At 34.7% G+C, this 11,892-nt stretch carries 6 protein-coding genes and 1 pseudogene; 1 reads left to right on the forward strand and 6 read right to left on the reverse strand.

Annotation, left to right across the window (positions count from 1 at the left end):
* Window positions 1–465: 465 nt before the first annotated feature.
* On the reverse strand, window positions 466–3,639 hold the full coding sequence (gene ccsA, locus AABL87_RS12360) for a cytochrome c biogenesis protein CcsA (RefSeq protein WP_225581780.1): 3,174 nt from the start codon (window positions 3,637–3,639) through the stop codon (window positions 466–468).
* Between the two features lie 209 nt (window positions 3,640–3,848).
* On the opposite strand from ccsA, the gene AABL87_RS12365 reads away from it, so the two are divergent.
* Window positions 3,849–5,048: a pyridoxal phosphate-dependent aminotransferase gene (locus AABL87_RS12365; RefSeq protein WP_006258502.1), complete on the forward strand. Its 1,200-nt coding sequence runs from the start codon at window positions 3,849–3,851 to the stop codon at window positions 5,046–5,048.
* Window positions 5,049–5,681: 633 nt separating this feature from the next.
* On the opposite strand, the gene AABL87_RS12370 is transcribed toward AABL87_RS12365, so the two are convergent.
* The 5 genes and pseudogenes from AABL87_RS12370 to AABL87_RS12390 all read right to left on the reverse strand — a co-directional run.
* Window positions 5,682–7,640: an OmpA family protein gene (locus AABL87_RS12370; RefSeq protein WP_059051639.1), complete on the reverse strand. Its 1,959-nt coding sequence runs from the start codon at window positions 7,638–7,640 to the stop codon at window positions 5,682–5,684.
* 15 nt (window positions 7,641–7,655) lie between these two features.
* Window positions 7,656–8,588 (reverse strand): PorP/SprF family type IX secretion system membrane protein, encoded by a 933-nt coding sequence (locus AABL87_RS12375; protein ID WP_006265791.1) that lies wholly within the window; start codon window positions 8,586–8,588, stop codon window positions 7,656–7,658.
* A 10-nt stretch (window positions 8,589–8,598) separates the two neighbouring features.
* Window positions 8,599–9,846: a gliding motility-associated C-terminal domain-containing protein gene (locus AABL87_RS12380; RefSeq protein ID WP_326368050.1), complete on the reverse strand. Its 1,248-nt coding sequence runs from the start codon at window positions 9,844–9,846 to the stop codon at window positions 8,599–8,601.
* 23 nt (window positions 9,847–9,869) lie between these two features.
* On the reverse strand, window positions 9,870–10,502 hold the full coding sequence (locus AABL87_RS12385; protein ID WP_341277421.1) for a hypothetical protein: 633 nt from the start codon (window positions 10,500–10,502) through the stop codon (window positions 9,870–9,872).
* 101 nt (window positions 10,503–10,603) lie between these two features.
* Window positions 10,604–11,892 (reverse strand): annotated as a pseudogene (locus AABL87_RS12390) (hypothetical protein); the annotation flags it as partial.

An 11,892-nucleotide genomic window follows, 5' to 3' on the forward strand; every position in this document is an offset into this window, starting at 1 on the left:
CTTGTATAGACAATAAGTTTTAACCTAAAATCTTAAACAGTTTGTACTACAAAGTTATAAAAAAAACGACTTAACAAACATCAAATGTTAAAATTTAATTATTACTCATACAATTTAACCTTATTTAAAAAATATACTACAACAAGAGCAGTTTTTGTATATATATTTAAATTTTACTCAAAAAAGATGTATATAAAACACAAAACAAAACTAAACATTTCAAAGATTTCACCTTTAAAAACTACATTAAATATAAAATTATGTTTTTTAAGAAAATTAAATCACTAATTTTTCTAAAATAAAGAAACTAATCACAATATAGTTAATTATACCTATATAATATGTAATACATATCGTAGTTTCTCCTTCTATATCACAATTCTACTCTTGAATCAGATATAAAAACAAAAAAAGCCCAGCTTCTAAAAGAAGCTGGGCTTTAGATTATATTCTACTTAGAGAATACTATTTCTTCAAGTACTTTTTATATTTAATATAAGAGAAGACACTTAATACTATCACAAATCCTAATGACCACCATACAGCAGTAGGTGTGATCACTTTATCTCCTGATGCATAAGAGTGCAATCCACTTAAGTAGAAGTTAACACCGAAGTAAGTCATCATAATTGAATAATACGCTACTACACTGAATACATTATATAACCATGTACCTCGCATAGCAGGCACTAATCTGGCATGGATCACAAAAGCATAAATCATAATACTAATTAATGCCCATGTCTCTTTAGGATCCCATCCCCAGTAGCGTCCCCAGCTCTCATTAGCCCATTGACCTCCTAAGAAGTTACCAATAGTTAATAGAACTAGACCTACCGTTAATGTCATCTCATTAATATAAGTCAACTCCTTAATATTAAGATCCATTTTCTTCTTATTCTTATCATTGGTAAGAATCATTAAGAATAGAGTCACTATTCCTAATATCATACCTAATGTGAATGGACCATAACTACCTACGATAACTGCTACGTGGATAATCAGCCAATATGAATTCAATACTGGTTGTAAATTACCAATCGCAGGATCCATAAAGTTTAGATGTGCTCCCCATAATACTATAGCGGCCACGAATGCTGTTGAAGCAATTGTTAACTCAGACTTACGCCCAAAAATCAACCCAAATAATGTAGTTGCCCATGCCACGTAGATAACTGACTCATACGCATCACTCCATGGAGCGTGCCCTGATACATACCATCTCACAGCTAATCCTAATGTATGGATACCGAATAATAAGACTGTAGCCCAGCTACCAATTTTTATCATCGTCTTATTAATACGTCTTGGTTTTAATATCTCTGATATAATGAAGATGAATAAGAACACAGCAGCTAACATATAGTAACTATATAGTGTCTTAAATATATCGTACTTATTATATTGGATTTCGAAATGAATCTTTTTCTCAGAAGGTATTACAGTTTTACCATAAGCATTCTGATACGTTTTAATACTCTGTAAGAACTCATCTGCCTTCGCATAGTCCCCTGATTGTTTTGCCTCAAATAAAGCTGGAACATACATTCTAGGCAATATGCTCTTCGTGAATGTAGAATCCATTCCTTTAAGACCAGCCTCGTTTAATTCTAATGGAGATACCCATTTATCATTATCGTGACCAGGTATAGGGAATATCGTAAGGCTACGTGTAGTGAATGCTGCATTCAATAAAGCCATCTTAGAATCTAAGTCTAAATAGTCTTTCTCAAACTGATTTTTAACAGCAGAGTGATTAGCATCTTCTACTACTTTTGCTAATCTATAATTACCATCTTCATCAAAGAAATCAATAAACGCAGCATACTTTGCGTTTTTAGGTAACTTTAATGCCTCTAATATCTTATCATTCCCTCTAGGTAGTTTTATCAATTCTGCATAATACCAGTAGTTAGGTGCTCCTTGTAATTGTTGAGCTACTGTGAACTGAGTCATCGATAGAAACACCTGATCAGGATTTAATCCTTTATAGTTTTCTCCTTTATATACTTTACGCAATAATTCTGAAGCAAAAGTATTCACTGGTTTCATACGACCACCAAAGTCCTGAATAACCAATTCTCCGAATCTTGCTGCATGTTCTTTATCTACAGCAGTACTCTTGATCAGCGAATCTATCACTACCTGATTAGGACGTGTAGGTGTCTCGTGATTATGTTGTGCGAATGCTCCTACTGATAAGAACAAGAACAACATCGTAAGTATAGAAGCTTTCTTCTCTCTAACTTTATCTAATTTTCGTTTCAAATCACCAAATCTTGTATTCTTATCGAATAAGATTACTATTAATCCTACATATAGTAAGAAGTACCCTATATAAGTAATCCACGTTCCCCAGAAGTCATGGTTCACAGATAGGATAGTTCCTTTCTCATCTCTATCGAACTCTGCCTGGAAGAATCGGTATCCTTTATAATCTAGAATATTGTTCATATAGATACGTGCATCGAAGTTCTCTGCTCCGTCTAATACAGTCACCTGACTTTCGAATGAAGCATAGCTACTCTCTGTACCAGGATATTTCTCAGCGATGAATTTATTTAACTTGATTTGGAACGGTGTAGTATACACTTTACTACCATACATCATCGTAAACTCTAAGTCACCTAGTTTAAATGACTGAGGTTCTCCCATTCTTCCTGCTTTACCCATTAGCGTTACTTCCTCCTCTTTTCCTTGAGAACGAACAGTAAGAACTAAAGCATCCGTATTTCTTTTATTCTTAAAGTCACCATCAGACTCTAGAACCATCTTTCCTTTAATAGGCATTTCTGGAATAACGAACTGTGTTCCTGCCATATTATATAATGATCTAAAGTTCAGAGGAGCTTTTGTACCAGCTACTACATCACCTGTCGCCTGTGTTGCCATCACCATATACGTTCCTCCAAAAGGTGTATCTAAAAAGAACTCATCCCCTTCTTTTGTGATATTGATTGCTCCATCAGTAGGCTTATTCAATGAGAATAATACATTGTGGATACTCACTACTTTTCCTTCTTCTAAGAAATGTTCATGACGATCTCCATCACCAGACTCTACTAATTTTAAAAACATTTTTCCATTAGGATCTTCTGCTATTGCCTCAGTAGCTCCCATGATAAAATCTTTATACTCTATCTCGTAATCGATACCATTAAAGTCTTCTCTTACTTTAAAGTGATTATTCGTCACAGGAGAGAATAGTATTGGTCTCTCGTACGTACGTCTACGTTGTTCCCCTTCATACTCACCATCTGTCATAACAGTAAGGAAAGTTTTATCAGAAAAAATACTATCTGCCGTCTCCCCTTCTCTAATAGGCATCATTCCCTCGAAACTAATATAACGAGTAATGAAAGCTCCTAATAAAATCAAAATAAAAGCCGCATGCAGTAGTAATGTCGCCCACTTCTCCTTGCTCAGTAGTCTGTATTTCTTAATATTTCCTATAAAGTTAATCAAGAAAACAAACATAATAAACTCGAACCATTTAGTATTATATATTAAAATACGGGCAGTAGTTGTGTTATAACGATCTTCGATGAAGGTTCCTAGAGCTAATGCTACAGCATAAACTATAAAAAGAACCGCCATTAACCGTGTCGAAGAAAAAAAAGATATTATTTTTTTATCCATGAGTTGTTAATATGTTGTTTTAATAGTGCAACAAAAATAACCAAAAAGCCCAGTAATTCAGTATATTTAACTTAATATTTAGTAATCAATTTGTTGCAAATTTTTGCATAAAATAAGTTACATTTGCGATAGTAATATTCTAGAGGATTATTGATTTCTAATCCAATATTGATTTAGAGAGTTACTATGTTTATTTAAATTTCAAAACTATGCCAAAGATTTCAAACAAAGGGCTTCAAATGCCTGAATCACCTATCAGAAAATTAGTCCCTTTTGCAGAGGTAGCAAAGCAAAAAGGACACCATGTATACCACTTAAATATAGGACAACCTGATATTAAAACACCTGAAGGAGCTCTTAAAGCTGTAAAAGAAGCTAACTTCGAAGTATTAGAATATAGCCACTCTGCAGGAATCGAAAGTTATAGAATAAAGTTAGCTAAACACTATCAAGACCAAAATCTTAATGTAGATGTAGCAGATATTATCGTTACTACTGGTGGATCTGAAGCATTATTATTCGCTTTAGGAAGTACAATGGACCAAGGTGACGAAATCATCATCCCTGAGCCATTCTATGCTAACTATAATGGATTCTCTACTTCTAATGGAGTAAACATCGTACCTGTAATGTCTTCTATCAATGATGGATTTGCATTACCTGCTATATCAGAATTCGAAAAACTAATCACTCCTAAGACCAAAGCGATCTTAATCTGTAATCCTGGTAATCCTACTGGTTATTTATATTCAGAACAAGAGATGAAACAGTTAACAGATCTAGTGGTTAAACACGATCTATTCTTAATCGCTGATGAAGTATATAGAGAGTTCGCTTATGATGGATATAAGCATATCTCTGTGATGAGCATCCCAGAATTAGCGAATCACGCGATCATGATTGACTCTGTATCTAAGCGTTACAGTATGTGTGGTGCTCGTATAGGATGTATCGTTTCTAAAAACAAAGAGCTTATGGCTGCAGCAATGAAATTTGCTCAGGCGCGTCTATCTCCTCCTACTTTTGAACAAATCGCTGCTGAGGCTGCTCTAGACACTCCTAAATCTTACTTCGATGAAGTAATCACGGAGTACAAAGAGAGAAGAGATGTATTCATCACTGCGCTTCAACAGATAGAAGGTGTTCAAGTGACTATGCCACATGGTTCTTTCTACTGTGTAGCTAAGTTCCCTATTAAGAATGCTGATAACTTCGCTAAATGGTTATTAGAAGAGTATGACCTAAATGGAGAGACTGTAATGATCGCTCCTGCTGCAGGATTCTACTCTACACCAGGTGTAGGATTAAACGAAGCTCGTATGGCTTATGTTCTTAAAAAAGAAGACTTAATCCGCTCAGCTGAGATCTTAAAACAAGCTCTTAAAGTATACCAAACAATAGAAAAATAATCAATCTATTATCTATATGAAAACCACCTCTAAACAGGTGGTTTTTTTTGTTGAAATAGTATATGAGATAATCATCACCCTATCTTCGAATCCTATTTCATTCTGTTGTGAATAATTCTTATCTCTTTTTTTCATTTTTAATGAGTTATGACGTACTTACCTAGTGTAAAAGACGTTTTATACCCTCTTTTTTTGATATTTATCCTTCATATCATCCATTTACACTTCTTTTTGAAAAAAAATATAGTGTTTTTTTTCTTTAAAAAAAGCCTCTAAAAAAAACATAAACACCTAACTACAAACACATTAAACCAAAAACACTTCAAAAATAGATAATACACGAATACCTCTCTATCCTAGTATATACAAGCCTTTGTCTGAATTCCTTCAACACTTCTTCAACAATACGCCAAGATTGCTCTAGTTCAAGCCTATTTTCTTGAAGAAGTCTTGAAGAAATCTTGTAGCGGTATTGAAGGGAGAGTACTGAAGAATAGAATTACAAAACAACCTCACTCTAATAGGGCTATAGAATCATTCCTTTCTGTCCGTTCTATGACATTTGACTAAAAAAGTAAAAAGCCAGTCTGTCATCACAAACTGGCTTTTTTAAAATTACTAACCGAAACAGTGTTATTCTATATTCAGAATAATAAACTCACTTCTTCTATTTTCTTGATGCTCTTTAATAGTACATGGTACTTTATTAGCACATTTATTAACTAACTGTGATTCTCCATACCCTTTACCCTTGATACGATCTTCTTCTATTCCTTGTTTTACCATCCAAGCTATCGTTGATTTAGCTCTTCGGTCAGACAACTTCATATTATAAGCATCATTACCTCTACTATCTGTATGCGAACGCACATCTATCTTCAGTTTAGGATACATATTAAGCACTTCTACTACCTTCGCTAGCTCTACTGCTGCATCAGGTCGAATAGTCGCTTTATCAAAGTCAAAATAGATAGGATCTAACTTCAATTTCTTAAATAAATCATCATCTTTCTCTATTTTTTCAACTATAGGATCTAGTCCTATATCCACCGTCTTAGATACATTAAACTCTCGTCCTAATACCGTAGATACCTCTGCTGTCAAAAACTTATCTGCACTAGCCTTTAATCTAAACTTATAATTACAGTCTAAAGCTTCTGTAAGATAATATCCCTTCGCATCTGTAGTGATCGTAGCTAGTTCTTTATACGCATTATCATATAATACTACTGTGGCATTCGCTATAGGTTCTTTTGTACTCGTATTGAACACCTTTCCTTCTATCTGCTGCTTACAGTCTACTACTTGGAAGAAATAAATATCATCACTTCCTACTCCTCCCTCACGATTAGAACTGATAAATCCTTTTCTATTTTTATCATTGATATAGAATGCAAAGTCATCTGAAGAACTGTTAATAGGAGCACCTACACTCGCTACCTTACCGAAGGTATTATCCACATTTAGCTTAGCCATATATACGTCTAACCCTCCTAGCCCTGGACGTCCATCTGATGAGAAGTAGAGATAGTTATCCTTAGAGATAAAAGGGAATGTCTCACGCCCTTCTGTATTAATTCTAGCCCCTAAGTTCTCAGGGGTACCATAGCTTCCGTCTTCTTCTATAAAGACTCTATAGATATCAGACTCTCCTAGTGTACCACTTCTATCAGAAGCAAAGTATAACCATCTCTCATCTGGAGATAAAGCAGGATGAGCAGTATTAAAATTATCTGAGTTAAATGGTAACTCTACAGCTTCTGTCCATACTCCATCTTCATTTAAAGTAGATTTATATAACTTCAATAAGATGTAATAATCTTCATTGTGAACTTTCTTTTTCTTCTTAAAGTTATTACTCGTGAAGTACATCGTCTTGCCATCTTTAGTAAAGATAGCTGATGCTACATTGACCTTTGCATTTCCAAACTTATCCAAAGGTTCAGGTTCGCTAAAACTACCGTCTTTACTAATCACCGTACTGTATAGAGTAGTAAACGCTTCATTAGTCCACTTATGTACTCTACCTCCATGCTCTGTTTCTCTAGCAGATGCAAAGACTAATTGGTCTCCTAAGATACTCGATCCATAGTCAGAATACACACTATTAATAGGCAGTACTTTCAGATCATAACGCTGTATCATGGCATTAATCTCCTTTAAGTAAGTATCTTTCTTTTCTTCGAATAATATACCTCTACTGTCGCTCTTCTCTAATTCAGCAAAGCGACTTACATACTCATCTGCCTTTTTATAATCCTCTATAGAACGCAACGTCTGCGCATATCTATAGTAGTACTCTGATGGTAGTTTATGTCCTTCTTGTTCTGCAAAAATAAATAACTCTTCGTACCACTTATGAGCAGTCTTTAGCTCACCTTTAAAGTAATAAGCATCTGCTAACTTAGTAAGTGTATTAACACTTTTGTACCCTTTATTTATAATTTTCTCATAGATTTCGATCGCATTGACATACTCATAGTAGTCAAAGCTCTTATCCGCTTTTTTCTCCTTACTAGTCTGAGCTACTGCCCCTACCGTTATTAAGAAAAAAGAGGCTATTGAGAAAAACTTAATAACCTTCTTTTTCATACTTTATAGTTTTCGTTAAAAGAATCTTGGTGTATTCATACGAGTGCGATTATTAAACAAATCGAATCTTAGGAATATCTCATGAGATCCAGAGTTGTAATTCGCTAACTTAGTCGTATCTGCATCATAAGAATATCCTACGAATAAGTTATCATTCACTTGGAATCCTGCTAATGCACTAACTGATGCATCCCAACGATATGCTGCTCCTACAGTAAACTTGTCTATAATTAAGAAGTTAGCTGTCAGATCCATCTGTAATGGTGCCCCAGAAACTGCCTTCGCTAAGAAAGCTGGTTTAAACTTCAAACTAGGGTTTAGTTCAAACACATATCCTCCCATTAAGTAGAAGTGCGCTTTCTGACGCATCGTAGTCACCTCGTTATCATCGTAGCGATCTGTAGTCAAAAAGTTAGGTACAGACAATCCTAAATATGACTTCTCAGAATATAGATACAGACCTGCCCCTATATTAGGTGAGAATTGATTATCTATATTCGTCATCGCTACAGGGTCTTTTCCACTATAGATATTAAGACGAGTATAATCTACATTCAGTAAGTTAGCCGTAGCTTTTAAACCAAATGCTAATTTATAGTCTTGATTAACATCGATAGCATACGATAGGTCTACAGAGATATTATTCTCATCCATCGCTCCTATACGATCATTCATATAGTTCACCCCTAATCCTAATCCAGAATCTCCTAGAGGTGTACTCACAGACAGATTAGCTGTCTTAGGCGCTCCATCTAAACCAACCCACTGTGTACGGTAGTTACCAAAAATACTTAGGTTACCTCTAGTACCTGCATAAGCAGGGTTAATATTAGAGGTATTATACATATACTGTGTGTACTGTGGGTCTTGTTGTGCTTGCATTTGTTGTGCTCCTAACAAGGTTAACATACACACACTTATATTTCTTATTGTTCTATTAATTGTCATTCGTAAAATCTTAGTTGTTGTCTAAATGTAGATACCCTGATTTTCTAATTGTACGTGCTTCGCTAGCATTTCTGTATTCATAGCTAATCACATAATAATAAGTTCCTGTAGGTAGTTTCTCTCCAGAGTTAACTGTAACACGTCCGTCAGAATACCCTCTGAATACGTTATTATTACTGTCATAATTAGAAGTCTCATAAACCTTCACTCCCCAACGGTTATAGATCTCAACTTTATTATTAGGGAAACGATTAATATTATCAATTAAGAAGAAATCATTCTCGCCATCTCCATTAGGCGTTACTAGATTATAGATCACTACGTCTCCATCTAATATCAAATCTGTATTCACAGTACCTAATGTAAAGAATCCATATCCACGTACAGATGTAGGTGTAGTCACTGTCTTATTATCAACATCTACGATACCTCCCTCATCTACCCAAAGCTGATCCTTAGCATCCCAACGAAGAATGCGTAAGTTCTTCTCTGGAGTCTTTAATAACTCTGCTGGAGTAGTGTCTGTATGCCAGCCTAATGTCAAGATAACATCGCTCTTCGCATTAGAGTTACGGTCTACTAGCCAATACTCTCTTTCGTTTACTAGCTCTACTATACCAGACTTATGCTTATGAGAAGTAAAGAAGTTCTTATCATCTAAGTTATACTTCCCTACGAAAATGTCTTTCTCTTCTTTAGGCGCTGTAATCGTAGCATTTCGATAATACTTCTTATCTCCAATAGGGAATACAAACTCATTGTTTCCTTCCTTGTCTACAGTTCCTTGGATATGGCTATTATCACTTGCATTGACTGCTGTTGCATCTTTTAAGAATGTAAATGATCCATCTTTCTCATCTACATTGACAATACCGTCTTGGAAGTCTACTTTGCCCTGTACTACCACATCATTAATAACATTAAATGCAATATTATCGGCTGTGTTATTTAGCACTACATTGTTAAACTTACTGATACTGTTACCTGATACAGTCTGTTGTTTATCACTTTTAAAAATAGTAGTCCCTTGTGCTAGTTTTCCTTTATAATCAAAGAAAGCACCGTTGTTTATAATATCATTATAGACATATAGCGTACCGTTATTTTTAAAGTCTGCCTCATCTGTGTTCTCTAAGGCATAATGTGTAGACATTATCCCTTCTGGGCTTACATATAGCCCTCCCTTGTTTACTGTCTGTGCCATAGTAGCTATAGAGCACAAGCCAGAAACTACTAAGAGTGTTCTTTTCTTAACCATAGTGAATCACTTTTACTAGTTAGTTATTTTACAGAGAATACAATATTCATGATAGAGGTAGGAGTACCATTAGATAATATTCTATACTTCATTATCCCATCATCACTGATACCTAAAATCTCAAAAACAGCAGGATCGTAATCAGTAACATAGTAATCTAACTGATTAGAATTAAGAAAATAAGGAATACTTTCAGGAGCACTATTGTTTTTAAATGTTCGTTTTTTATCTTTCATACCGAACTGATCTACATACTCTTGATACAAATTCACTTCTTTCTCTGTCGCAGGATCAGTGATAACACTTGTATCAAAAACAATAGAAGGCATATAGAAGAACTTCACAGCTTTATTGTCTGTTGTTACCATCTGTTGCCATTTCGAACCATCGTTATAATAAAACCCCGGTACTACATCCGCTACAGTAGCTGTATTATAAACCGTCATCCCGCTTACGTGAGCACTTAGAGGATCTGCTTTCGTAGTTTCAGTTAACGCAACACGAGGTAAAAGAAGACCTTTATTCTCTGCTTCTAATTCTAAGATAGCATTAGAGTTTACATCTGGATTAGATTTACCAACAACACCGATCTTAGTCTGAGCAAAACCAGCTGTTGCAAGAAATGATATGGCTATACTTAAATATATTTTTTTCATAATGTGAGTTTGATTTAATAAAAGGGAGAGGCCGTTATTGTGAGTTGGCTTTAGCCTCTCCCTTTCTGAAAAGAATTAATTGTTGTTTGTTGTTTTCTAAATTATGGTTGAGTTGTAGGCTTTACCTCTTTACCTAGGTACTCTACTACTACTTCGTAAGTATCTGCTGGTAAAGCTGTATAAATATTCCCTACACCGATATTAAAGTCAATCTTAGTACCTGCTACCACAACATCTTTTGTTGATTCTGTAACTACCACACCTGCTTTTAGCACCTTAATAGATAAAACACCATTGATAGCGTTATCACCTGTAGCATTCGCTAATGTTACTCCTTCAGTTCTAGCAGATTCTCCATTTGCTTTAGTACTTCCTTTAGCTAATAATACTTGGCGTCCATTATAGATATTCCCTGTGAATACGATATCTCCTTCGTTTGTAATATTATCTCCTAAAGCTTGTTTAATTACATCTTTATAATTTTTGATAATCTCTAATAAGAATGAAGCTGGTAATTCAATAGGAGTCTTCACTTCTTTACCATTTACAATTTTCATTGTATAGAATACATTATCTGTAGCTGCATCATTATCATGATCACCGAAGTACACGTTACCACCTTGGTTTAAGATATTAGTCAATGCATTCTTCACTTCTTCATTATTGTTAATAGAAGAGATGATATCTGCTGTCATATTGATGAATTGTTCACCTTTATCTTCATTATTATACTTATAGAAGATTTCTCCTTTCTTAACATTAGCTTGTACTGGTGCTACTACAGCTTCATAGATAGATAATGTCTTATCTGCTGTAGCTTCTGCTCTAAGAATATTAGTCTTAGTTTCTACTGAAGCAACAAGATCAGTTAGGTTGATAGTTTTGTACTCATTTGCAGTATTGTCCCAGTACTGTAATACCCAATTTGGTTTAGTTGAATCAGTACTGATATTCTTATAGATAACATTACCTTCTGAGAACTGAGTGATATACTGTAAGTACTCTTCTACAGATGTAAATTTCATATCTTTTCCTCCTACTTTAATAGTGATATTTCCTCTAGTCGTTAAGATCTCTTCGATATTATTAATCACTCCACCTACTACATCTACATGAATAGCTCCTGCTGGCACTGCTGTCCATTTAGTCACGTCTAATTCTCCTCCTCCTACAATGTATGCTTCAGATAAGTAATATTGTTTATTTTCATAAGTAACAATAGTAGTTTTAGACTCAGTTTCTGCTACTAGATCACGTAAAACAATAGTCTCATATTTTCCTGTTGATTTATCGTAATATTGGAATACCCAGTTAGGGTTAGTAGTATCCCCTAAGTTTTTATAGATTACATTACCATCAGCAGACTGAGAGATATACTGTAAATACTCTT

The sequence above is a fragment of the Myroides sp. C4067 genome, assembly GCF_038039665.1.
GTDB lineage: Bacteria > Bacteroidota > Bacteroidia > Flavobacteriales > Flavobacteriaceae > Flavobacterium > Flavobacterium odoratimimum.